The 25230-nt window shown below is 43.3% G+C and carries 15 protein-coding genes; 7 read left to right on the top strand and 8 right to left on the bottom strand.

Annotated features, from left to right (window positions below; translation table 11 throughout):
- Positions 1 to 4: 4 nt before the first annotated feature.
- Positions 5 to 2071 (top strand): histidine kinase, encoded by a 2067-nt coding sequence (locus ACESPU_RS12920; protein ID WP_373133409.1) that lies wholly within the window; start codon positions 5 to 7, stop codon positions 2069 to 2071.
- 89 nt (positions 2072 to 2160) lie between these two features.
- Here the strand turns inward: ACESPU_RS12920 and ACESPU_RS12915 are convergent, their stop codons facing one another.
- A complete protein-coding gene (locus ACESPU_RS12915; protein WP_005860923.1) occupies positions 2161 to 3048 on the bottom strand; it encodes an Rpn family recombination-promoting nuclease/putative transposase in 888 nt (295 codons plus the stop codon).
- Between the two features lie 800 nt (positions 3049 to 3848).
- Here ACESPU_RS12915 and ACESPU_RS12910 point away from each other — a divergent pair.
- Entirely contained in the window at positions 3849 to 7301 is a 3453-nt protein-coding gene (locus ACESPU_RS12910; protein WP_122368897.1) for a DUF6383 domain-containing protein, read from the top strand.
- A 233-nt stretch (positions 7302 to 7534) separates the two neighbouring features.
- On the opposite strand, the gene ACESPU_RS12905 is transcribed toward ACESPU_RS12910, so the two are convergent.
- Positions 7535 to 8158, bottom strand: a complete 624-nt coding sequence (locus ACESPU_RS12905; protein WP_005860926.1) for a lysine exporter LysO family protein — start codon at positions 8156 to 8158, stop codon at positions 7535 to 7537.
- Positions 8148 to 8432, bottom strand: coding sequence for a LysO family transporter (locus tag ACESPU_RS12900; protein ID WP_233524032.1), 285 nt, complete (start codon positions 8430 to 8432; stop codon positions 8148 to 8150). The genes ACESPU_RS12905 and ACESPU_RS12900 overlap by 11 nt, the downstream gene beginning before the upstream one ends.
- Before the next feature lie 459 nt (positions 8433 to 8891).
- On the opposite strand from ACESPU_RS12900, the gene ACESPU_RS12895 reads away from it, so the two are divergent.
- Positions 8892 to 12125 carry a S41 family peptidase gene (locus ACESPU_RS12895; RefSeq protein WP_122144482.1) on the top strand — a complete coding sequence of 1078 codons (3234 nt, stop codon included), beginning with the start codon at positions 8892 to 8894 and terminating at the stop codon, positions 12123 to 12125.
- 79 nt (positions 12126 to 12204) lie between these two features.
- Entirely contained in the window at positions 12205 to 12750 is a 546-nt protein-coding gene (locus tag ACESPU_RS12890) for a 3'-5' exonuclease (RefSeq protein ID WP_009276400.1), read from the top strand.
- Here the strand turns inward: ACESPU_RS12890 and ACESPU_RS12885 are convergent, their stop codons facing one another.
- The 3 genes from ACESPU_RS12885 to ACESPU_RS12875 all read right to left on the bottom strand — a co-directional run bounded on the left by ACESPU_RS12885 (position 12751) and on the right by ACESPU_RS12875 (position 16884).
- Positions 12751 to 13923, bottom strand: a complete 1173-nt coding sequence (locus ACESPU_RS12885) for a dicarboxylate/amino acid:cation symporter (RefSeq protein ID WP_373133408.1) — start codon at positions 13921 to 13923, stop codon at positions 12751 to 12753.
- On the bottom strand, positions 13892 to 15358 hold the full coding sequence (nhaC, locus tag ACESPU_RS12880) for a Na+/H+ antiporter NhaC (RefSeq protein ID WP_005860937.1): 1467 nt from the start codon (positions 15356 to 15358) through the stop codon (positions 13892 to 13894). Before nhaC ends, ACESPU_RS12885 begins: the two co-directional genes overlap by 32 nt.
- An 83-nt stretch (positions 15359 to 15441) precedes the next feature.
- The gene (locus ACESPU_RS12875; protein ID WP_373133407.1) at positions 15442 to 16884 is read right to left on the bottom strand and encodes a Na+/H+ antiporter NhaC family protein; all 1443 of its coding nucleotides are present in this window, start codon (positions 16882 to 16884) and stop codon (positions 15442 to 15444) included.
- Between the two features lie 132 nt (positions 16885 to 17016).
- Here ACESPU_RS12875 and ACESPU_RS12870 point away from each other — a divergent pair, with 132 nt between their 5' ends.
- Complete coding sequence (locus ACESPU_RS12870; protein ID WP_373133406.1) at positions 17017 to 17976, top strand: PCMD domain-containing protein; 960 nt, start codon at positions 17017 to 17019, stop codon at positions 17974 to 17976.
- 76 nt (positions 17977 to 18052) lie between these two features.
- On the opposite strand, the gene ACESPU_RS12865 is transcribed toward ACESPU_RS12870, so the two are convergent.
- The gene (locus ACESPU_RS12865) at positions 18053 to 18799 is read right to left on the bottom strand and encodes an MvaI/BcnI restriction endonuclease family protein (protein WP_005860943.1); all 747 of its coding nucleotides are present in this window, start codon (positions 18797 to 18799) and stop codon (positions 18053 to 18055) included.
- A complete protein-coding gene (locus ACESPU_RS12860; RefSeq protein ID WP_005860945.1) occupies positions 18789 to 19082 on the bottom strand; it encodes a helix-turn-helix transcriptional regulator in 294 nt (97 codons plus the stop codon). The genes ACESPU_RS12865 and ACESPU_RS12860 overlap by 11 nt, the downstream gene beginning before the upstream one ends.
- A gap of 104 nt (positions 19083 to 19186) precedes the next feature.
- Between ACESPU_RS12860 and ACESPU_RS12855 the strand changes: the two genes are divergently transcribed.
- Both ACESPU_RS12855 and ACESPU_RS12850 read left to right on the top strand, forming a co-directional pair.
- A complete protein-coding gene (locus tag ACESPU_RS12855) occupies positions 19187 to 20431 on the top strand; it encodes a DNA methyltransferase (RefSeq protein WP_005866545.1) in 1245 nt (414 codons plus the stop codon).
- Between the two features lie 970 nt (positions 20432 to 21401).
- Positions 21402 to 25064, top strand: coding sequence for a DUF6383 domain-containing protein (locus tag ACESPU_RS12850; RefSeq protein ID WP_373133405.1), 3663 nt, complete (start codon positions 21402 to 21404; stop codon positions 25062 to 25064).
- The last annotated feature ends 166 nt before the right edge of the window (positions 25065 to 25230 follow it).

Raw genomic sequence — 25230 nt, 5'->3', positions numbered from 1 at the left:
GCATATGAACTTTAAAACCGCCAAGATGATGACTAAATATAGGGTGTGTATGACTTTTATGTCCATTTTATTATTGCTATTTCATTTTGTGTTTCTGTTTTCTTGTGGAAAGCTACCGGAAAAAACATTTGCTTTTTCTGATAACCTGCGGATTGACTCTTTGGAACATATGGCTATGGATTCGATTTACCGGAATCCTCGATATGCTCATTCCGCATTGGATGAAGCTTTAAGTCTAACTAAAGATAGCGATAAATATTATAAATTACTTGCGGTTAAAAGCCAGATTTATTTTGCAAATAGTGTATATGATTCCGGGTTTGTTTTACATCGGTCAATTATAGATTATTGCGACCGTGTACCGATGTCTCCCAAGATACATGGACTCTTAGGGACGTTGAAAAATACGGTTGGCAATTATTATTCATTTTTGGATAAAACGGATTCGGCCCTCCTTTGCTATTCCGAGGCGTATCAAGAGATCCGGCAGAGTGAGATGGAGCATAAAATCCCGGATATTTATATCAATATAGCGGATATATATACCCGGAAAGGAGCTTACGATCAGCGAGCCCGCTACTTTCGCCAAGCTCTTTTCGTGAGTGATTCATTGGGTATTATGGATCGGATGTCCTTTCCTATTTATTTTGGTTTGGGCGAGACGTATATGGAATTGAGGGACTTTGACTTATCCGATCACTTTTACCGTTTGGCGGAGAAAGAACTGGATTCTCGTAACTTGAGCGAGAAATTCACCTTTTGCAATAGCCGGGGAAATTACTATTATTACAAGGAAGAGTATGCGAAGGCGCTTCCTTGGTTCTTGAAAGCCCGTGAGGTGGTACGTCCTACTCATATGGATTTCTATACTAACGTATGCGAGATCAATTTAGGGGAGATCTATCTATGTCTGGATCAGTTGGATTCCGCTCGTTTTTATCTGGAAAAAGGGTTTAGGTACTTCCATACCTATAATAATAAGACGGCCTTGTACCATTTGACGACCTTGAAGGCTTCGCTAGCCTTAAAAGAGGGGAACTCCGGGCTGGCTTATCAATTGTTGAGGAGTTACACGGATACGGTAGGCATAGATCCCAAGATGGTAGCGATCCGTAATAAGAACTTGCAGAATTACTTCGCTACCACGGGCGATTTTAGGCGTGCCTATGAGTACCAAACGAAGAATAGCGTCATTGAGAACAATATTCGTAGCGAACGGACCCAGATGCGTGTCACCGAGATCGATATGCGTTATAGCCAAGATACGACTTTACTCAAGCGGGAGGCTATTATTAAACAACAGGCCGGCCGGATGGAATACTTGGAAATGAGCCGTTGGGTTTGGATCTTGCTTTTTGCGATCTTGTCGATCGTCAGCGGCATGGCTTATTACTTTATGAAACGTAAACGGCATGCCCAATGGTTAAGCCATATCGATCAGGTGACGAAGTTAAAGATGGAGAGTATTCGCAACCGTGTATCCCCTCATTTTATATTCAATATATTGAACCGGGAGATTAGCTCGGAGGAAGAAGGAAGTTCCCGCCGTACGCAACTTTCCGGATTGGTGGAGTTGTTACGTAGTAGTTTGGAGATCACGGAAAAGCTTAGTATCACGTTGGAGGAAGAATTACGCTTTGTCCGGACTTACTTGAATTTGCAGGCGCAAGGATTAGGGCCGGACTTCCGTCTGGAATGGAATCTCGATCCCTCCCTTGACACGGACGCAATCTATCTCCCGGCCATGCTGATCCAGATACCCGTAGAGAATGCCGTGAAACATGGCTTGTGTGCGATCGAGGGCGAGAAGCGATTATCTGTTTTCGTGGAGCGCGACGGGAAAGGCATCCATATCCGTATAGAGGATAATGGACCCGGGTATCGTCTGTTTACGAATGCGGGACATAACGGTACGGGGATGGGAACGAAAGTCCTTTACCGTACGATCCTATTGTTGAATAGGAGAAATAAAGAGAAGATCACATATTCGGTCCAAAGCAAGGAGAAGGGGATGGGGAGCGGAACAATCGTCAGTTTCTTTATTCCGTTGGATTTTAATTACGCTTTCTAGGTATCGTGAATGTACGAAAGTAATCCGGGCCGTTTCCTCCGGATAGTGGATGGAAGCGGCCCGGATCGAATTGAATCGGTTGATTCGGGTTATAGTCGCTCAATGTCTTCAACAGAAAGTCCGGAGCATTGGGCGATAAGTTCGGAGTCAAGTCCTTGCTCCTTCATCTTTTGGGCTATCTGGAGTTTTTCCTCTTGACGGCCTTTCTCGATCCCTTTCTCGATCCCTTTCTGCATCCCTTTTTGCATTCCTTCCTGCATTCCTTTTTCAATCCCTTCCGTTTGTGCGTAATCGATGGTCGCATACCAATCCCGATAATTCTTTAGGTTTTCCTCGTAGATCGCACGTTCTTTTTCGCTGAGTGAGTTGACGTTCGCCACGTCCAGTAAGCGAAGGAAGGTCTCCTGTTCCTCCTTGAAGGGAGATTGTTCAAATAGGTTCATATTCTTCAATGTATAAATCCAACGTTCGAAGGAGCTCTTGCACTCCTCCTTGCTTAAACTGAATAACGGGAACGATATGTAGATCTGCTTCATCTTGATCTCATTGAACACCTTTCCCGTCCTCTCGTTAGCGAGGACAACATCCGTACGGAAGTCTGTGAACTCCGGCAACTTGAAATTCAAGAAATAGACTCCGTAGATGGGTAGCAACCGATATTGCCATTGCTTGCCGATTTGTCCTTGCCGGGCCACCATGCGACAAAGATAATAAAAACCTCTGTTAAAGAAATAGTGCTGGGGACAATTCTGCATCTCTAGGATGAACTTGGCCCCGGACACGTCCTCGCAGAGCAGGTCGAATATGATGGTACGGTTCTCGACGGTCTCTGGCTTGATCTCCTTGTCGAGGTAGGTGATGTCCTTGATCTGCCGTTCGCCGGCTAGGGCGGCGTTAAGGAACTTGATGGTAACTTGCTTGTCTTGGAAGACAGCCTTAAATCCAGCATCAGTCATGATGTCTACGTATTGCGCCATAGTTAAATGGTTTTAGGTGATTACTGCTCCAAAGGTAAGGTTTATTTTCGTATTGCGCATTCTGTTTATTGTATATTTCTTAAAAAGCAGGTTCATGGTAGTCTGCTTTGCTATTTATAGAAAGTACGATTAGTATTAATAGTAGTGCAAAATACTATGGATAGTAATCGGCTCCCATTTTGATCAATTCTTATTATACGCTGATTATCAGAAATATAAATAACAATCTTTAAATATTAGGCTTATTGTACTTTTTAAGAGATCAAATTTGGTATGGTTGACTTATTCTTTTCACGTATAAAGATAACATTAAATAATAGACTAAGCCGCTAGCATAAAGTTCTCCAAGTGAATAACTAATCACTTCTCAACTCGTAAGCTTATGGCTTGACAAGCCTTGGATTATACGTTTGAGTATTTGCAATGATTGCATGTGAATGTTTGTATTTATTATGCGGTTATGGATGGATACCATATATAATGTACATGCGTACATTATATAATAGATAGAAACGGCTAGTCTAAACGATCGATTCTTTTAGTCATTTGCAAAGGTACGCGTTTCTTCGATACTTGCAACCCTTCCGGGCTATTTTTTTTCCACTTATCCTCTTTCTTATCAATAGGATAGGTTATCATTTACCAAACAAGCGATTCCTTCAACGAACCTCCCGCTCAAGCGCCTAAAAAACGCAAGATCTAAACGATCGTTTAGACTAGTCGTTTTCGAGTAAAACAAGGGTACTAAACGACGGGATGGACTTTAATTAACACTATTATTAATATTAAATTTTGAATTTATGAACAAGAAGTTTTCTACTCTTTTGGCAGGTATGGCGCTGTTAAGTGTTATGTCTGTTAATGCACAGACTACACCAAGTCGAGTAGACCCGGAAACTGTATTGGGTCAAGAATGGCGTTTAGGCGGTTTGAAGGAGGGAGCTAATTCTGGTCTTTATCAGTTGAAGGTCATGGATGGCACTACTCCTGCTTATCTTGCGATGGAGCTAAATCGTGGAACAGGTGATTATGAACTACGTGTTTATAGTGCAAGCGAAGCTAAGAATAACTTAGAGGCTACATTGTGGTGTGTTTCTGTCTCTAATTATAACCAAGGTCAAGCTCCTATTTATGACTTCCAGAATAAATTGTCTGGAACTATGTTGGATTTGACAATGGCTGGCCATGAGAAGACTGAGAATGGTATGAATGGTGCTTGGAAACCTGTTTTAGGTGGTGAGATCGCAGGTTGGGCATTCTCTCGCTCATACAAAGATTTGGAAGAAAAGAGACCTTTGTATTCTTATTTCTCAACGGACTCAATTGTTGGTTTGAAAGCGGATCCTGCTACCGGCGCTGTTAAGGTTGCCAAGTGGGGTGCTAATCAAATAGATGCCACTTCAAACGCCGCTGATGTGACTAACTTTGCTTTGGTTGGCGCAGCACAAATCGCATTGAGCGAAGATCAAGTAAATACGAAGTTGGGTCTTCTTCAAGATAACAAGGCTGGAGTACAATTGACTTTCACTCCGGACGTGAAAGGTACTAGCTTAAAGAATCCGTTCAATGAGCAGAAGTTTATCGCAGAGGATAAAGATAATAACAAATGGCTTTTCATCAAGCAAAAGGATAAAGACGCTTATTTGAAAGTTGATACGGCTTATACGAATGAGACAGGTACAAAGTTCTTAGCTTACGGTTGGACAGAGAAAGCAAAGGATAAAGCTGATGCTTACAGTTCTATTAGCTCTGAATTACGTGCTCAACATCAGTTCAAATTCATCTATTCTCCGAGTGGCGATAGCTTGTACATCTATGTAAAAAAAGTTACTTGGAATAATGATGGCAAGTATTGGAATACGCACGTTACGGCTACTCCAGTTAACGAGCATGAGTTCTGGCGTGTCTCTTTGCAAGACTTGATTAAAGATGAAACTTGTATTTTGACAGTTGATCCGGAGGACCAGAACACTCATATTTCTTTGGGTCTTAGCGGATGTGAGGAAAAGGGTTCTTCCAAGACTTCCGTTGATGATGGTGTTTATTTCATCAAGAATAAACAAGGACAGTATTTAGCTTCTCCTATCTATGAGAATGGTACTATCCGTTGGACAACCGTGAATGAGGATGAGCAGAGTGTTGCTCATATGCCAGCTTATCAATGGGTTGTATTGAAGAAAAATACAAGTAATGATAAAGTGAAGGCTGTGTCTCCGGTTACTATCTCTAACCGTGAATTCGCAGATAAAGTTATAAATGCGGATTTTGATGGTGATGGCCAGATGGAGTCATATAAGACTGCTGTTTATTCTACTGTTCAGTTAAGAAAGGCAGAGGGTGGTTCTTATATGTTTGTATATGGAGATAAACTTACAGCGGAGTATGGCTCTGTCGGTATAGATTCTTTGTTCTTCGAGAAAGTTCCGGCAGCTTCTATTTCTGATCCGTATTTAGGTTACAGAAAGTTGGAGAAAGATTCTTTGTTGGTTAACAAATATACGTTTAACTATTGGCATCCTTATGCTACGGATAAATACATCGCTAAATCTACAGACTCTACGTTGACTGTGTTGGATGGAAAAGATGCTTTCGTAATTGATACATTGACTGAGCGTTGGTATAATAACTCAAAGATATTTGCGACTGTAGATATCCCTTACGGTTATAAGGTTAGCGATGATGTGGCTAAGAATCGTATTAAAGGCTTGAAGACTCTAGTGAGAACTGCTTATGAGGTTTCTTATAAAGATGGTAAAGGTGAACTTAATGAATGGAAAGTTAATAAGGAAGATAAGTTTAATGTAGGTTCTAGTGCTACTGGTCATCAGCAATCTTATACGACTTATTATGCATTCTTCAAAGAAAACAACCATATCAGTGGAAAGCACTATTATGCGATTGTTAATGCTGCATATGATAATTATCCTAATGCTACAAAATATGTATTAGGTTATCAGAAAGCTGGAGTATCCGATTATGACGGTGCCGCTACATTGAAGAATCAAGTATTAGGCGAGACTCGTACTTCTGCTTTCGCTATCGAACCGGACAACACTCCGCTTTACCGTCGTTTCAGTTCTCTTGAACTTGAAGGTAATGAAGGTGACAAGGCCGATACTTTACGTTTTATCGAGAAATACCGTAAAGAATACTTGCAGGTTGAGAATAATAAGAACTTCATGAAAGAAGGTATTGACTTCTTAGGTATTTATACTCCGGATAAGACTGAGGATGGTTTGTCATTCATCGTTGATACCGCATGGGTAAACCGTGGTTCTGGTAATATCAAGCCTCAATATTTGATCTCTATTGATCGTAATGATTTCGAAGGAGTTGAAGGCGTACCTTGTACGGAAGATGACCATCACTTTACCGCAGAAGGTAAACCGACAGATAAATGGCATTGCGTTCACGCAAAACCGGCTGTTCCGGGCTTTGAAAGAGGTAAATATTTGATCAATTTCCATGATTTCGCTAATAAATATGGTTGGTCAACATTATCAAATGGGGAGCAAGATGCTGACTACATGTGGAAGAAATATGATCGTGCAGGTTTCGTGGAAGCTATCCGTGTAGCTGATACTTTGTATATCTTGAGAGATGAGTTCAAGAACTTACCGAACGAGAAGATCAACTTCGCTGATTTGAACAAGGCTGAGGAGGATGCTTGGACTGCGGCTAAGAAGGCTGGAGTATCTGAAGATGAATTTGTTTCACACAAATATATCTTATCTGGTGATAACCATAAGTATGTGACTTGGTCTATGCGTTTCGTAAACAAGGAAGTTGCCGCTAATGAGGTAGAAGCTGATAGAGCATTCTTGTTCGAGTCTATGAAGAGTAAACATGTTTCTGGTTACAATAATTCTGCTATGGGTGACATCGCTCCTACATATGCGGCTTGGTTGAGAATGCAGAATGGTTGTTTAGTTCTGTCTGATGATCGTTCTTCTAATTTCGATGAGATGAATACAGGTGGTGACGATGCTTTGATCTTTAATGTGGAGCAAGGTGATGATATCGCAACAGATAACGAAACAATCGATGCTGTAGAAGGTATCTCTGTAGTAGCCGGTAACGGTACCGTAACCGTTCAAGGCGCAGCTGGTAAGTCTGTAGTTATCACGAATATCTTGGGTAAGGTAATCGCTGAGACCGTTCTTACTTCCGATAACGCTACAATCTCCGTGCCTGCCGGTATCGTAGCTGTGGCTGTTGATGGTGAGGAAGCTGTTAAGGCTATCGTTAAATAAGAATTTAACAAAATAAGATAATCATACAATTCCCGTGCGGGTATCGATCCAAGTAATCCGTGACGGATGAACAGGCGGGAGTTGGATTAATATTAATACTAAAGTAATAAATTAAGAGGTCCGTAAGTACCTCCGTGAGGAGGAAGTACGGATAAAGGAACAAGAGGATGCGTCGATATAATGTACGCATCCTCTTTAGTGTTTATAGCGGGTGTTGAGGATAAATCCTGCTTCTACTTGCAAAAGAGCGAGATAAGCAACGGCACGCTGATCTCGAGGATAATCCCGTGAATAATAGCCACAGGTACGATATTCTTTCCGGAATACCGGCTGATAACCGGAAGGCAGACATCCATGGAATTGATTCCCGCCACGGATACCGGAGCGAATTTACCAAAGAAAGAGGCATACAGCGGTGCCCCGAATAAAGCTAACATTTCCCGGATGATATTAGCCAATAACGCGATAGCCCCAAGTTGCGAAGCGATCTCTATCCCTGCCGACGCCTCTTTCAGTTGTACGATAAGCAAGGAGGATAAGGAATAATAGGCGAATCCGCTTCCTACAGCCATACAATCATATATATTCCACGAGGTCAATAACAAACTTGCCGCCGCGGAGAATACTAACGTGCCGATGATCGTAAAGAACGGCAGTAACAAACTGGAAAACCGGATATCCTTTACCATCTTTCCTAATTCGGCGTTTGCTCCCAGATTCAATCCTACTTGGATAACGAGGGCGTATAGCAAGAATTGCGGTAGTTTTTCGCAATACGTGGAGATAGTCGTGTTGGCGAAGGTTCCGCAAAAGATTCCCGCTGTGAAACATAAGATAACGATTAGGTTATTTTTCATTGAGACCTCCTTTCTTGATAAATAATTTATAAGCGATAAAAGATGCTACCAGACTTCCCAATACTCCGCAAATAGCAAGTATGGCTGCTTGTATTCCAAACTCACCAATATTATTCAGCAAAGATTGGTTGGCTCCTATGGTAATACCAAATATGAACAACATCGCGAAAATCGTATAAGAGATGGAATGTTCCAATCCCTTGAAAGCGGGGATGTGTCGGCATAAATAACCGACGCTTATCCCCAGACCTAATAGACCTAGAATGATAAACATAAGCATATTGTATTTTGAGATGCGCAAGACATCCTTTCCCCGGAAACGAAGCATACGAATACTCCCTCTTTTCCGCAGAAGTTAAACTTGAGTGCAATTAAGACCTAGATGTAGGTGTAAGAAGAGAACTATAAAAAGAAGTCCTCTCAAGAAGAGTATGAATGGATTTAGACAAAACCGCTGAACCAATGAACATGCACGATCGTGTTACCCGAGAAAGCTCGGGTATACCATCTTTTTGAGTTGTTCAGAAGCTTCTTGTTCATCTTATTTGTATCATTGTTTGATTTCTGGCGCAAAGGTAGTAATAAATTAGAGATTCTAAAACTTTTTCTAGGATCGGATATATAAGGGACTTGACTTGGATTTTGGATCTTTTTATGTACATTTGAGGTCCTACCCGCTATTGGGCCAACTAAAAACGGATAGAACAGATATGATTAAAAGATAAGATTGGTTATGAGGAAAAGAATGATTTTAACAGCATTGGCGGTTGTCGCTATCCCTACGTTGTTGATGGCGGCGGATGAGGCGAGATTGATGCGCTTCCCGGCTACAAATGGTTCAGAGATTGTATTCTCGTATGCTGGCGATTTATATAAGGTCCCGGCTACAGGTGGTGAGGCACAGCGATTGACATCGTATGTGGGGTATGAGATGTTTCCCCGTTTCTCCCCGGATGGTAAGACGATCGCTTTTACGGGACAGTACGACGGTAACACGGAAGTGTACACGATGCCCTCTTCTGGCGGTGAGCCATTGCGTATCACTTACACGGCTACGAATAGCCGTGATGATCTGGGCGATCGCATGGGCCCGAATAATATTGTGATGACTTGGACACCGGACGGTAATGGTATTGTTTACCGCAACCGCATCAGCGATGGGTTCTCCGGTAAGTTATATACGGTAAATAAAGAAGGTGGCCTTTCCGAGGTGGTTCCCTTGCCCGAGGGCGGCTTTTGTAGCTATTCGCCCGACGGAAAACAATTGGCTTACAACCGGGTAATGCGTGAGTTCCGTACATGGAAATACTATAAGGGCGGTATGGCCGATGATATCTGGGTGTATAATCCGGAGAAGAAAAGTGTAGAGAATATCACGAACAATGAGGCGCAAGATATCTTTCCGATGTGGATTGGTGATGAGATCTATTTCCTTTCAGATCGGGATTACACGATGAACTTGTTCGTTTACAATACGAAGACTAAACAAACAAGTAAGGTGACGAACTTCACTGAGTACGACGTGAAATTCCCTAGCAGCTTCGGCAATACGATCGTTTTCGAGAATGGAGGCTATATCTATAAGATGGATGCGGTGTCGAAGAAACCGGAGAAAGTGAACGTAACCCTCGCCTCCGATAATGTCTACGCACGTAGCGAGATCAAGGATGGCTCCAAATATATCACGAGTGCCAGCCTCTCCCCAAAAGGTGAGCGTATGGTGGTGACGGCTCGTGGCGAGGTCTTCAATATCCCGGTAGATAAAGGGGTTACGAAAAATATCACCCGTACTCCGGGAGCGCACGAACGTGACGCTCAATGGTCTCCAGACGGAAAGTATATTGCCTATATCTCCGATGCTACCGGCGAGACCGAGCTGTATCTCCAAGATTCCGAGGGGGGCGAGCCTATCCAGTTGACCAAGAATAACGATACGTATATCCGTACTTTCCAGTGGAGTCCGGATTCCAAGAAGATTGTCTATACGGATCGTAAAAATCGGATCAATCTTTTGGACGTATCTAACAAACAGCTAACAACTATCTCACAAAGTCTGTTAGGTGAAGCCCGCAACGTAAGTTTCTCTCCGGATAATAATTGGTTGACTTATTCCCGTGTGTCCGATAATAATTTCTCGATCGTCTATGTCTACGATATCGCGGGTAAGAAAGAATATCCCGTGACCGATAAATGGTACGAGTCTTATTCTCCGGTATTCAGTACGGATGGCAAATATCTGGTATTCACTTCCGCCCGTGATTTCAATCCTACGTATAGCCAAACGGAATGGAATCATGTGTATAATAATATGGGTGGCGTATATCTGGCGTTATTGTCTAAGGATACCGCTTCCCCGTTTATGGAAACGGATGCGGAGGTAGCCATTGAATCTACCCCGGCGAAAGCGGATGCCTCTAAAAAGGACGAGACAAAGAATGAGGCTTCTACTCCGGTCGTAAAGATTGATATAGAGGGTATCACGGATCGAATCGTTAAGCTCCCCTTGCCGGGATCGAATTACTACGATCTTTATTCCGATGGAACGAACGTATATTATTTCACGAAAGGCGGCATGAAGATGTTTGACTTGAAGAAACAGAAAGAGGAAACCGTTAGCGATGCCGCTATGATGGTTGATCCGGCTGGCAAGAAAGCTGTTTTCTTTAAGGACGATCAACTATTCGTAACCGATATACCGAAGGGTAAAGCGGATTTAAGCAAGCCGGTTAATCTGGCGAATATGAAGATCACGGTAGACTATACGAAGGAATGGGCGCAAATCTTCGATGAGGCTTGGCGTGCTTTCCGGGATGGTTTCTATCTGGAGAATATGCATGGCAAGGATTGGAAGGCGATCAAGGAGAAATACGCCGCCCTTCTTCCTTACGTGAAAACACGTTTGGACTTGAATTATATTATTGGCGAGATGATCGGCGAGCTGGGAGTAGGGCATGCTTATGTGAACCCCGGTGAGGTGGAAAGTCCTAAACGGGTATCGATGGGTCTGCTAGGTGCTGAGGTTTCTCGGGATAAGAGTGGTTTCTTCCGCTTGGAAAAGATCCTGCCGGGGGCTTCTTGGAGTAAGGAATTACGTTCTCCATTGACAGAGCCGGGTGTTGAGGCGAAGGCCGGAGAGTATATCGTCGCTATAGACGGAGTACCTACGAATAGCGTGAACGATATGTATAAGTTGTTGATCGGGAAGGCGAACGTTCCGACCGAGTTGTCTTTGAATAGCAAGCCTCAGTTGGCGGGGGCTCGTAAGATCGTGGTCAGTCCGTTGGCGGAAGAATATTCTTTGTATCACTATAATTGGATCCAAGATAATATCAAGAAGGTGGATAAGGCGACGAGCGGTAAGGTCGGTTATATCTATATCCCGGATATGGGGCCGGAAGGCTTGAATGAGTTCTCCCGCTATTTCTATCCGCAATTGGATAAAGAAGGTTTGATTATCGATGATCGTGCGAATGGCGGTGGAAATGTCTCCCCGATGATTCTGGAACGTCTGTCTCGTGAGCCGTATCGTTTGACGATGCGCCGGGGTTCTTCTTTGATCGGGACCGTGCCGGATGCCGTACAGGTTGGCCCGAAAGTTTGCTTGATCAATAAGTATTCCGCTTCCGATGGCGATTTATTCCCGTGGGGCTTCCGTGCGCTTGGCTTAGGTAAATTGATTGGAACCCGTACTTGGGGCGGTATCATCGGTATTAGTGGTCCGCTTCCTTATATGGACGGTACGGATATCCGTGTGCCTTTCTTCACGAGCTATGATCCGAAGACGGGTAACTGGATTATCGAGAACCACGGTGTGGATCCGGATATCTTGATCGATAACGACCCCATCAAGGAATGGAACGGTGAGGATCAACAATTAGACCGTGCTATCGAGGAAGTCATGAAACAATTAAAAGAACGCAAACCGCTAGCCCCTGTCCCCGCACCAAGGGACTGGAGCCATAAATAATGAGAGGTTATTTGTAGAGACGGGGCACGCCCGTCTCTACAAATAAATAGTAAACGGATTAAAAACTAGTAATCTATCTATGGAACGATTCGCAGCCATTGACTTTGAGACCGCTAATGGAAAGCGGAGCAGTATTTGCAGTATAGGTATCGCCATATTGGAGGATGACTGGGTAGTAGATAGCATTTATACCTTGGTACGTCCTACCCCTAATTTCTATACCCGTTGGACTACGGCTATACATGGGTTGAGCGCTGAGGATACGAATGACGCGTTATGTTTCGAGGAGGCTTGGGAAAGCATCGCCCCGAAACTAAAGGATCTCCCCCTTGTTGCCCATAACAGTCCGTTTGATGAGGGATGCCTGAAAGCCGCCCACGAGGTATATGACTTAGCCTATCCGAAATATCCCTTCTATTGCACTTGCCGTCTATCCCGGAAGATGTACCCGTTTCTGGTAAATCATCAGTTGCAGACAGTAGCCGCCCACTGCGGTTACGACCTTACCCAACATCATAACGCCATGGCCGACGCTTACGCCTGTGCCCATATCGCCCTTACGATGATGCGGGAAAAAGAGGTCGATACCTTGGAGGCGCTTATGGCTTCCTGCTACTCTAGGTAACTATGGGGTGTTTTTCCCGGCTATTTTATCCACCACGACAGCGATAGCGCCATCTCCCGTCACGTTGCAAGCGGTGCCAAAACTATCCATGGCAATATAAAGGGCGATCATTAACGCTTGCAGTGTCTCATTGAATCCCAGCATACTTTGCAAGATACCCAAAGCGGCCATAATAGCCCCTCCCGGAACCCCCGGAGCCGCTACCATCGTAATTCCCAGCATCATGATAAATCCGCTGAAATTGGAGAAGGTAACCGGTTCTCCCGCCATGATCATGATAGCCATAGCGCAAGCTACGATTTTCATGGTGCTACCTGCCAGATGGATCGTGGCGCAAAGCGGAACGGTAAAGATCGCTATATTCTCCCGTACGCCATTCTTGACAGCCTGCGCCAGTGTCACGGGAATCGTGGCGGCGGAGGATTGGGTCCCCAGAGCTGTAGCGTAGGCCGGTAACATATTCTTCAAGAGGCGGAGCGGATTCTTCCCGGCTATGGTTCCGGCTATCGTGAATTGAATCAATAACAATAATACATGTAAGACAAAGATGACTATGATAACCTTGAGGAACATCGTGATAATACTCATGACTTGTCCGCTCACGGTCATGTTCAGGAAGATACCGAAAATATGGAGCGGTAATAACGGGATGATAACCACCTCGATCAGCTTAATGATAATTTCCTTGAAATCCGTGAAAGAGTCACGCTGGGTGGTTCCCGCTATATTAGAAAGCCCTAGGCCAATCGTAAAGGATAGCAGCAAGGCTGTCATGACATCCATTAAAGGCGGCATATTTACCACGAAGTAAGGTGTCAGCATGAAATCTTCCGGATTCTCCATCGCCGTCAATTCCGTGTTGGTCGGTAGTATGTGCGGGAATATAGCCGATCCGCTCAGGAACGTGAAGAAACCCGAGAAGACTGTTGAACCGTAAGCGATCAAGGCGGTTATCAATAATAGCTTTCCGGCTCCTTTGCCCAGATCTCCGATAGCGGGAGTCACCAGCCCCAATATGATTAGAGGGATGGAGAACGATAGGAAGTTGCCGAACAATGAATTGAAGGTTACAAAGATACGTGCGATTCCTCCCGGTAAAAACTGGCCGAACAATACGCCGGCGGCGATAGCGATAACGACTTTAGTTAACAATGATACTCTGATCTTCTTCATGGTGTTGCTTTATTTTGAAGCCAATGGCGGCCATCGTAATACTCATCAACGGACTGATCAGGTTAAAGAAGCAATAAGGAAGATACGTCAGGGTCGCTACGCCTAATATCGTGGCTTGCGTCATGCCGCAGGTGTTCCACGGTACCAGTACGGACGTTACGGTTACGGAATCTTCCGTCGTACGGCTTAACAGGCGACTCTCATATCCTTTTTTCTTGTAGATATCCTTGAACATATTTCCGGTAAGGATAATAGATATGTATTGATCGGCCGTAACGATATTCAAGAATAAACCGGAGAATACGGTAGACGCCACCATGCCGACCCTCCGTTTCATAAAGCGCAGGAATACGGACGTAAGGCTTTCCAGCATACCGCTGGCCGTCATGGAACCACCGAAGCACATGGCGCAGATGATCAGCCAAATCGTATTCATCATACCCGCCATACCCCGGGTAGCGACCAAGCTGTTCAAGGCCTCGTTGCCCGTATCGATTTGGGTACTCCCGTAGAATGTCATGAATAATCCCTTAAACAGGGAGGAGGCATCCGCTACCGATGCTCCCGCTACCTCTTGCAATAAATGAGGCTGGAAAAAGATCGCGAGCACCCCCGCCATCGCTGTCGAGATAAACAAGGTGATCAAAGACGGTACTTTCTTGGCGATTAATATACCCGTTACCACCGGTACGATCAGTAGCCAGAGTGAGATATTAAAACTTTCGTTCAACGAAGCGGCGAACTCGGCTATTTGCCCGGATGCGTTCGAGGTATGCGTAAAACCCGCTATGGTAAAGATAATCAACGTGATCACCATAGACGGTATTGTCGTAAGCATCATATACCGGATATGGGAGAACAAAGGGGTATGCGTTACGGAAGAGGCTAATACCGTCGTGTCCGAAAGCGGTGAGATCTTATCCCCGAAATAAGCGCCCGAGATGATCGCCCCGGCTACCCACCCCGTAGCGAAGCCCTGTGCCTCACCGATACCCATCAAGGCGATACCGATCGTGGCGATGGTAGTCCACGAGCTACCGGTCATAACGGATACGACAGCGCAGATCACGCAGCAAGAGGCCAGAAAGAAACTCGGATGGATGATTTGCATCCCGTAATAAATCAAGGTCGGGACGATACCGCTGATCATCCAGCTACCGGATAAAGCGCCAATCAACAATAGGATAATTATAGCTGTGGCCACTCCCAATATGTTTTTACATATCGCCTCTTCTATATCACGCCATTTGACTTTGCAGAAGATCATAGCCAAAAGGGAGGCCACCGCCGTGGTGGTAAGTAATACGACTTGGCTTCCGCCGCTCAACGCATCGCTGCCAAAAGTGCGTATGGTTACAAACAAAAGAGCTACCAGCACGAGGATAGGCACTAGTGAAAGTAGAGGGGAGGGCATCTTCTTAAGATGATTTTCCATTGTTCATTCAGTCGCTTAAATAATGATGGTGCGAAAATACTAAAAATACCTTGAATAACGCTATGAATTATAGATTGATTTCCTTATTTCACAGTCTTTTGGACGATCTTATAACCGGTTGCCGCTATAAGAATGCTCATAAACGGGCTGACGATATTAAAGATGCAATAAGGGAAATAAGTCCAAGTAGATACGCCAAGGATTGTAGATTGCGTCATGCCGCAAGTCGTCCACGGGATCAGCACGGAGGTGACGGTGACTGAGTCTTCCGTTGTCCGGCTAAGCAGGCGGCTTTCGAATCCCCGTTGCTTATATACTTCTTTAAACATTTCGCTGTTCAGGATGATGGCGATAAACTGGTCCGCCGTGCAGATGTTCAAGGATAATCCGGACACGACGGTAGAGGCGACCATGCTGGTACGGCCTCGCATGAAATGCAAGAAGATACGTGTGATGCTTTCCAGCATGCCGCTAGCGGACATGGCCCCGCCGAAACACATGGCGCAAATGATCAGCCAAATCGTGTTCATCATCCCGGCCATTCCCCGGGTAGAGACTAGAGAGTTCAGGGCCTCGTTGCCGGTCTGTATCTGCGTGCTGTCATAGAAAGTCATCAGCAGACCTTTGATATAGGCGATAATCCCGCTATCTGTGATCCCGGAAATCTCCAATAAGGCGTTTGGCTGGAAGATCAAGGCGAATATTCCGGCGAGTATGGAAGAGGCGAAAAGCACTACGATCGAAGGTGTCTTCTTGGCGATCATGATTCCGGTAACGATCGGTACGATCATAAGCCAAGGCGTGATATGGAACGAGCCTTTTAAGGCTTCGGAGAAAGCGGCTATCTGGGATGCGTCCGCTGCCTCCCTCGAGAATCCGGCGATGCTGAATACGATCAGTGTGACGATCATAGAGGGAACGGTCGTATAAAGCATATACCGGATATGCGTGAAAAGGGGCGTGTCCGTTACGGAGGCCGCCAATACCGTAGTGTCTGATAACGGCGACATCTTATCCCCGAAATAAGCGCCCGATATAATCGCTCCCGCTACCCACCCCGTACTGAAGCCTTGTGCCTCGCCAATCCCGATCAAGGCGATCCCGATGGTGGCGATGGTAGTCCACGAGCTACCCGTCATGACCGATACGATACTGCATAGCAGGCAACAGGCCACGAGGAAGAAATCCGTTTGCATGACTTGCAACCCATAATAGATCAAGGACGGCACGATCCCGCTTACCATCCAACTGCCCGATAGGGTTCCGATCAATAAAAGGATGATGACAGACGGTGCAATCCCATAGATGTTACGGGCGATTTGCCCCTCGATATCTTCCCACTTGATCTTGCAATGAAAGACGGCGATCAAAGAGCAGATCGAGGTGGCTATCAATAATACGATTTGGCTGGCTCCTCCAAGGGAATCGCTCCGGAAAATATAGATGGCTACGGCCAGCATGATGACTAATGTCACTACGGGTAGTAAAGAGATCGCGATGGAGGGTGTCCGGGGCTTTTCTGCCATGGGTTTATTCACGTCGTTTGTTATTTATCATGGATAATCCGAATAAATTCTTTATACGGACCTTCCTTGTGTTATCGATTCTAATTAATTTCGCTGCAAAAATAAAAAAGGATTTGGATAGGGGGGTAACTTATGGTAGTAAATAATCGGTTAGGCTATTTATTTGTCTTTTTGGGGATGAGTATGGCGCTATATGCCCAGCGAAAGACGGAAGTGATCCGTTATGGCGATCTGGATCAGTGGGTGGTACGTAAGATCACGGAATCGGCTATTATCGGGAAGGAGACGAAGACACTTTACTGCGTTGGCCCTACGGATACGATTATCGGAAATAGACCTTTTGAGTCGAAAGTTTCGCCTTGGGGCAGTTCTAACGTGATGGCAAGGGTGAGCGGGATTACGAAAGCTAGCGTCAGTGTCTACCCCGAAAGACGGGATGAGGGGTATTGCGCACGGCTGGAGACGGGGATAGAATCGATCTCGGCGATGGGTATCATGAACGTGAAGGTGTTGGTCGGGGGATGCCTCTATCTCGGCCGTTTTCTGGAACCGGCGAAGAATTCTTCGGAGACGTGGGGACAGATCGTTTGCGGTATCCCGTTTCACCAAAAACCTACGTCCTTGTTATTCGATTATAAGGTGAAACTCTCCGGTGATCCCAATCGTATTAAATTGAGCGGTTTTAGCAAGAGATCGGAGGTAAATGGCATTGATATGCCTTTGGTGAATCTCTTTCTTCAGAAGCGTTGGGAAGATAAGGACGGGAACATATATGCTAAGCGTATCGGTACGCTGGTAATCCGGATGGATAAAAATACGGATTGGGTAAACGATGCCAATTTCACGATCTTATACGGCGATATCACGAAACGTAGCGATTATAAAGAATATATGGGGTTTCAACTCGGAGAGTCCGCTCGTTATAGTTTAAACAGCAAAGGTAAGAACGTCCCTGTCCAAGAAATCGGCTGGGGAACGGAGGACGATGAGGTAACCCATATGATCTTAGAGTTCTGTTCCAGTCACGGAGGCTCATACATAGGGTCTCCGGGAAATACCTTTTGGGTAGATAATATCCGGTTGGGATATTGAGCCTATTATCGTTGAAACCCTATGGTATTTGTCTCCGGTCTTGATACAGAAGCCAACAAATGAAGCGTAGCTTGTTTTATTCTATGGTTTCGTGATCAGAATATAATAGTCTGATATTAGCCTCTAATATTCTGAATCCACTCCCATGATCGTGCGGCATACCATATTTAGGGCCAGATTTATAGCTCCCGATTCTTATATCATACATTATCTTCCCATCGGTTAAGAGTGATATAAAACGCTCAAATGATGGCTCTGTATATATATCGGCTTTATTGAAGTAGAAGAGTTCCTTACCTCCTTCTTTTTTCGTTTGGGCAGTTACATATAATAAGTTCTTTAGCTTCTTTGTTAGTGCTTTTTGAATGTCTTGATAGGTGTAACCTACGCTACAATCTAACAGCTCTTTTGTATTTAAGTCAAATACTCCTATTAATATTGTCTTGGCGACAGGGTTGTTTAGGAGTTTAAAAGAATATTTCTTCATATATGTGTTATAGCTATTTGCAAACATAGACGTATGCAAGCTATTTATAGATGGTGCATCTTCATAAGGTGTTCCAAATTTATCTTTTAAATAAGCATTCGCACGTTTGGGAAATGAGGGGCTTTTCGTGAATAGGGTAACGTAAGAGCATGAAGCGCCGCGATGAGATTTTATTTCGAATCCAGCTAAATCGGGCTCGTCTAAATTGTTCTCGACAACTCCGATGTAATCTTCAAATGTTTTTCCAATCCCAGTATTGTTGGCTCTATTGCTTGGAACATATTCCAAGGATTTAACCTCTTTGAACTTTGAAATAATAAAATCCTTATTCTCCATAACGTATTATATTAAATATGAGTAAGTCAATAATATCTCTATCTTTGGAAAAATCTTCCTCTGATATGAATAGCTGTTCTATGGTAATGTTGAAATAGTGGCATATTTTATAGATCTGACTAAGGGTGTACTTATGTGGAAATTTAGGGCTTTCTATACTCCCTATTAAGCCCGGAGCCACTTCGAGGAGATTCGACAACTCTTTTTGGCTAACATTGTTGGCCTCTCTTAGCTCCTTTATCTTAAGGATGATTTCAAGTTGATACTCGGTCTTTCTAATCATTATTGTTATTTTTGCCCAAAAATATAGTTTTATATATGCTTATGTACTCACAATATGTGAGCGATTGAGTATATTTGCACTCACATAATATAAGTAAGGAAGGTATGTACAAAAGAACGATTGATAATAGGTGGAGCTTTAAGGATGCCGATACCAAAGAATTTACTCATTGCTATCATGCGTATCCTGCGATGATGATTCCCCAAGTAGCAAGAGCTCTAATAGAGGAATATAGGCCAGAGGATGGAGTTGAGCTACTTTTTGATCCATATATGGGAAGCGGTACATCGTTAGTTGAGGCTTCTATAAAAGGTATAAACGCGATAGGAACAGACCTTAATCCATTGGCTAGATTGATGAGCCATGTAAAAACAACCCATTATGATTTATCTTGTATCAGAGATACTTTTTCAATGATGCAAGCCTTGTTCTTTGAGTATTCTGAAGATAAGGTCAAGAATAAGAACTTCGATAATATTTCTAATTATACTTATTGGTATTCCAGAGATAGCCTTTTGCGCCTTTCTTATATTTATCAAGTAATTAATGAGTGTGTGGCTTTAGATTTCGCTGATTTCTTTAAAGTCCCTCTTTCCGAGACTGTTAGAGAGGTGTCGTTTACGAGGAATGGAGAATTTAAGCGGTTTAGGATGAAGGAAGAGAAAATTAAAGACTTCAAACCGGATGTCTTTCGATTGTTTGAAGAAAAGGTTATAAGAAATATAAATGGACTTGAGGAGTTTAATAGTATAAAATATCCATGTAATATAGGTATCTATGACTTTAATAGTACTATAGAAATCCCTTCCGATATAATACAGCCGAATAGTGTTGATATGGTTGTAACCTCTCCGCCTTATGGCGATAGTAGAACAACCGTTGCTTATGGACAATTTTCAAGGTGGGCAAATGAATGGTTCAATTTTGAAAATGCTAAAACACTAGATAATCTCCTAATGGGGGGACGAGTTCAGAAAGAGGAACTTTTTGAGACTAAAAGCATTAAATCTGAACTGGACGAAATAAAGAGCATTGATCCAAAGAGAAATTTGGAAGTGGTCTCGTTTCTTAATGATTATAGCTGTTCTATAAAGAATGTCGCGTCTGTAATAAAGAGTGGTGGAGTCGTTTGTTATGTCGTAGGGAACAGAACGGTTAAGGGGGTTCAAATTCCATTAGATTACTTTACTGCTGAAATGTTTGAGAAGAATGGTTTTACACATATCGATACTATTGTTAGAGAAATACCTAACAAAAGGATGCCTTCCAAAACAAGTCCTACTAATGTGGCAGGGAAGAAGGTTAGCACGATGTGCAATGAATATATAGTCATATTGGAGAAGAAATAAGGAAAGAGGCTGTTTTATTTGACTGAATTGATAGCCAATGGCTCCCAGTGTCGAGTTCTTTCTTTTTGACAGTTTGTAATCTTAACGCCCGTAGAATCGATTATTGCGGGGGAATGTACAGTCTACTCTTAAATTTGAGTTAAAATATATTTAATCGCTTGTTGGATAGTTGGATATCAAAAGAGGCTCTTTTGTTCTAGCGAAACTAGCTCATCCTAATTCCTATTTTATGGGATGAAAAACCTATCTCAATGGGTTACGATAGGGAAGTGACAGGGTTATGATGGCTATTCTTGATAGTTCACGACCCTATTCTTGACTATTCACGATGCCCAACGGCACTATTGGCGTTGCCAAACACGACCGATAGCGTAGGCTTTTGTCGATACTCGTGTGTAAAAAGTAGTACTTTGCCGCATAAAACGCTGCTTACAACCTCCTTTTTCCTATTATCTTGCCTCTTTTACGAATAGGCTATGTCACGATATGCGCTTTATTTCAGTCAAAAGGATTGTATGAATGCTGTTTTACTGACAGGGAGATTCGCGGGAAATAGTCTGTATTGGAAGTAAAATATAAATAGATAATTGAAAGTAGAAATGAATTGTTCTTTTAATGTACGCTCGTACATTAATGTATAGTTAAATACGTTGATATTTGAGAATTTTTTATGGGACAGAAACGACTAGTTTAAACGATCGATTCTTTTAGTCATTTGCAAAGGTACGCATTTCTTCGATACTTGCAACCCTTCCGAGCTATTTTTTTATCACTTATTCTCTTTCTTATCAATAGGATAGGTTATCCTCTACGAAACAACCGATTCTTTCAACAAACCTCCCGTTTCGACACTAAAAAAACGCAAGATTTAGACGATCGTTTAGACTAGTCGTTTTCGAGTAGTGGTCGATGATTTAAAGTGTTGAACGGTATTTAATTAACACTATTATTAATATTAAATTTTCGATTTATGAACAAAAAGTTTACAACGTTTCTGGCTAGTGCCATGCTTGTATCTGCTTTCTCGGTAGGTTCGGTAGCGGCATATGTTGGGGCTGTTGCTCCTGCAGAGGATGTAGTAACTTCTACTACTCCTGCGACAGTAGAGGGCAAAGATTTGGCAAAAGATCAAACAGTCTTGTTTATGAGCGGTAGCGATTTCTTGGCTGCTGGTAATGATAAGGCTGATTTTGGTAAGTTTGTTACAGTTTCAGGTACTGCTTCTACCTTTGAATTGGCAGACTTAAATCAAGCCATGTGGACAGTTTCCGCAAAGAAGAACAATCTGGGTGTAGATGTGTTCTCTTTCGTGAACAAGGCTACGGGTTTGTCGTTCGCTGTGGATCCTTCCATGGCTGTCGCTTCAGATAAGAAGAGTGAGGCTAAAGTGGCCACCTTGGGCGGTAGCGCTACGGAATGGGTTGTTAAAGACGAAACTTTAGTCTCTTATGTAGATGGTAAGAAGTTTGTTTATCTGGCAACTCGTGGTGAGGGTTCTGATAAGGAAATAATCTTAGTGAAAGCTGAGGTGGTTGGAGAAGACAAAGTCTCTATCTCTTTCAACAAGGATCAGATCCCAACATCGATGCAGTTGCATGCCGAGGATTTGAATAAGTTGTTGCAATCTGTTTCTGCTGAAGGTTATTTTGGCTTAAGTATGAACCCGGAGGTTTCAAAGGGAAATACAAACCATTTGACTGCTACAGCGTTGAAGGCAGTTGACGTTGAGGAAGAGGCTACTCTAGCCGCCACACCAACAGTTTCAGACTATGTGCAATTGCAAGTTAAGGACAAAAAAATTGATGGGGAGGATGCTTTTGTGGTAGTTGATACGGCTTATTATGAAGCTACTGAGGCTCCTACAATGCTGAAGTTTGGTTACGATAAACTTGGTGCCGATAAACGTGCGGAAGGTTCTTATCAATTTAAATTCACTTATAACGCGCAGAAGAATGAGCTGTATGCTCAAGTTAAAAAAGTTGTTTATAAGCTTACTGCCAATTCTGGTAAAGCAACTGAATATGCTAAAGATATCAAAGAGGATAATGATAACTCTTGGTGGTCTGTAAAAGAAGGCTTTTCTTCTTCAAACGGAAAAACAAAATTAAGTACAGCGGAAAATCAATACATCTACTTGGCTAACTTGGGTGGAAACAAGTTGTTGACAGTAAACACTAAAGAGACTCAGAAAGGTGAAAAAACGTCTCCGGAAGATCAACGTACGAAGATCACTTTGGGAACGAACTTCACAGGATTGGTTCCGACTACTTTGGCTGATGGCGTTTATATGATTCAGTTTAAGGCCGGTGGCTCTGATAGAGACGAGCTGAAGGGTACTTATGCGTTGGCAAACTTAGCAGGATACTTTGGTTGGGCTAAACAAGCTGAACGTCAAGACTTCAATCATATGCCAGCAGCTCAGTGGGTTGTAACGAAGAATGGTATATCTTCTACTTCTTCTATCAGCATTCAGAACCGTGAGTTCAATGATATGGCAGAAAAAGGTGTATATAAAACTGTTGGAATTCCGGAGAATGTCCAGCTGTATGCCGTTAAGGACAGCAAGGACGTATTCTTCTATACAACGAATGATGAGAATGAATCTGTCGCTGATACCGTAAGCTTCGTCGCTATCAAGGACGCTAAGGATTTGAAGATCGGTTATCGCTATGTGCCCGAGGATTCTGCTATGGTTCAGACTTATGTATTCAATTACTTGCATGGTCTGGCATTAGACAAATATCTGTATACTCCTGCCGGTAAGGATTCTATCGTTCGTGTAAACGAGAATGGTGATAAGACAAACTTCCGTTTGGTGGTAGTTGCTAAGGATGATAACTATGGTGTTGGCGATAGCTTGGTAAGAAATGTTTACCAGATCAAGAATGGCGAAAGCTACTTAACATACGACAGCAAAGCTAAGAAGTATGTTCTAGGTTCTACCCCGACTAACTTCTTCTTGAAAGAGAACAACTGTATTGATGGTAAGCATTATTACGCTTTGGTTGAGGCTGTGGTACGTAAATATAAGATTGCAGAAGGGGATAAGATCTATTCACCTGCTTATAACGGATTCAAGTCTACAGACAAAGTAGTGGTTGATGGCAAAAAGGTTTCTGTTCCTACTTTAGATAAAGGTCAGGAGACTCTATTGTTCGATGCTGATGGTAACTATTTGGTAAAAGACAACAGTGTTATTAAGAAAGCTTTTGTCTATAAAGCAAACTCTAAGAATAATGATATTATTGAATTGATGGAGATTGTGTTAGATAATAATACTACTCCTCAAAAAGATAAATCTTATTATGCTTCTAGTGCCGCTCAAAACGGTTTGAAGGCTTCTGTAGATGACAATACCTTGGATTTGACTCAGGGTTCTACGGATGATAAGTTTGATACTGGAACAAAGCGTGAGATCCGTACTTCCGCATTCGCCGTTGTGACAGATGATTCTCCATTATACCGTCGTTTCAACAACGCTGTGTTGAATGAGAGCGAAACCGCTGATAGCTTGTTCTTCGTAGAGAAGATCCGTAAGGAATACTTGATGGATGAGTGGAACAAGAATTTAACGGACAAGACTGTTGATTATGTAGGTATCTGGAATAAGGAGAAAGCTGATGGCAAGTTAGCGTTCATCGTTGATACCGCATGGGTAAATCGTGGTGCCGGTACTATCAAACCTCAGTATTTGGTTTCCGTGGCACGTGACGATCAAGAAGGTACTCCGGGTATTCCTTGTACGTATGAGCATAATCACTTCGATAATGCTGGTAATCCTGTTAATGCCGCTAATTGCTCACACGCAACTAAAGCGCATCCGGGTTTCAACTATGGTAAGTATATGGTAAGCTTCGCCGACTCCGCTCTTATCAAGGGTAAGGAATATAAGACCCCGTATATGGATATCGATGGTGGTTACACTCGCGTAGGTTTCGTGAAAGCGATCCATTATGGTGACAGTTTGTATGTATTGACAAACGGTTTTGAGAAGATGACTCCGGCTGAATTGGATGTTGAGACGATTATCGCTAATTACAAGAAGGCCGGTTTGGAGAACTTCATCGTAAACTTGCAGGGTGACAACCATAAGAACGTTACTTGGTCATTCCGTTACGTAAATCCTGATAAGGCTGGTGTTGTGACAGAAGAAGGTGAAGCAAATGAGTTCTTGTTCGAGTCTAACATCTATAACGAGAATGGTTTGACTTCAACAGGTAAGGCTACTAAAGGTTTTGATAAAGCTGTAGCCGGTTCCATCGCTCCTCAATATGCCGCATGGTTGAAGATGCAAAACGGTTGCTTGGTATTGACTCGTGGCGACTCTGAATTCAATGCTGCTAAGACTGGTTCTGACGGTGCCTTGATCTTCAACGCATACCGGAAGACTGACGCTGAGGATATGGTAACATCTATCGAAGGCGCTAACGCTGAAGGCGTATCTATCGTAGCCGGCAACGGTACTGTAACCGTTCAAGGCGCAGCCGGTAAGTCTATCGTTATCACGAATATCTTAGGTAAGGTTGTCGCTGAGACTGTTCTTACCTCCGATAACGCTACAATCGCTGTACCTGCCGGTATCGTAGCGGTAGCTGTTGACGGCGAGGAAGCTGTAAAGGCAATCGTGAAATAAGAAATAAACGAAATAAGATAATCATACAATTCCCGTGCGGGTATCGATCCAAGTAATCCGTGACGGATGAACAGGCGGGAATTGGATTAATATTAATACTAAAGTAATAAATTAAAGTTCATCCGTAAGTACTTCCGTGAGGATGGAAGCGGATAAAAAAACAAGT

It is taken from the genome of Parabacteroides sp. 20_3 (assembly GCF_964238835.1).
Taxonomy (GTDB): Bacteria; Bacteroidota; Bacteroidia; order Bacteroidales; family Tannerellaceae; genus Parabacteroides; species Parabacteroides distasonis.
Note: the sequence above shows the minus strand (reverse complement) of the source record. Positions and strands in the feature narration are given on the sequence as shown.

Excerpts from the sequence above, each read along its gene's own strand:
- ACESPU_RS12920 (WP_373133409.1), top strand. The coding sequence starts at position 5 with ATGAACTTTAAAACCGCCAAGATGATGACTAAATATAGGGTGTGTATG.
- ACESPU_RS12915 (WP_005860923.1), bottom strand. The coding sequence starts at position 3,048 with ATGGCGCAATACGTAGACATCATGACTGATGCTGGATTTAAGGCTGTC.
- ACESPU_RS12910 (WP_122368897.1), top strand. The coding sequence starts at position 3,849 with ATGAACAAGAAGTTTTCTACTCTTTTGGCAGGTATGGCGCTGTTAAGT.
- ACESPU_RS12905 (WP_005860926.1), bottom strand. The coding sequence starts at position 8,158 with ATGAAAAATAACCTAATCGTTATCTTATGTTTCACAGCGGGAATCTTT.
- ACESPU_RS12900 (WP_233524032.1), bottom strand. The coding sequence starts at position 8,432 with ATGTTTATCATTCTAGGTCTATTAGGTCTGGGGATAAGCGTCGGTTAT.
- ACESPU_RS12895 (WP_122144482.1), top strand. The coding sequence starts at position 8,892 with ATGAGGAAAAGAATGATTTTAACAGCATTGGCGGTTGTCGCTATCCCT.
- ACESPU_RS12890 (WP_009276400.1), top strand. The coding sequence starts at position 12,205 with ATGGAACGATTCGCAGCCATTGACTTTGAGACCGCTAATGGAAAGCGG.
- ACESPU_RS12885 (WP_373133408.1), bottom strand. The coding sequence starts at position 13,923 with ATGAAGAAGATCAGAGTATCATTGTTAACTAAAGTCGTTATCGCTATC.
- nhaC (WP_005860937.1), bottom strand. The coding sequence starts at position 15,358 with ATGGAAAATCATCTTAAGAAGATGCCCTCCCCTCTACTTTCACTAGTG.
- ACESPU_RS12875 (WP_373133407.1), bottom strand. The coding sequence starts at position 16,884 with ATGGCAGAAAAGCCCCGGACACCCTCCATCGCGATCTCTTTACTACCC.
- ACESPU_RS12870 (WP_373133406.1), top strand. The coding sequence starts at position 17,017 with ATGGTAGTAAATAATCGGTTAGGCTATTTATTTGTCTTTTTGGGGATG.
- ACESPU_RS12865 (WP_005860943.1), bottom strand. The coding sequence starts at position 18,799 with ATGGAGAATAAGGATTTTATTATTTCAAAGTTCAAAGAGGTTAAATCC.
- ACESPU_RS12860 (WP_005860945.1), bottom strand. The coding sequence starts at position 19,082 with ATGATTAGAAAGACCGAGTATCAACTTGAAATCATCCTTAAGATAAAG.
- ACESPU_RS12855 (WP_005866545.1), top strand. The coding sequence starts at position 19,187 with ATGTACAAAAGAACGATTGATAATAGGTGGAGCTTTAAGGATGCCGAT.
- ACESPU_RS12850 (WP_373133405.1), top strand. The coding sequence starts at position 21,402 with ATGAACAAAAAGTTTACAACGTTTCTGGCTAGTGCCATGCTTGTATCT.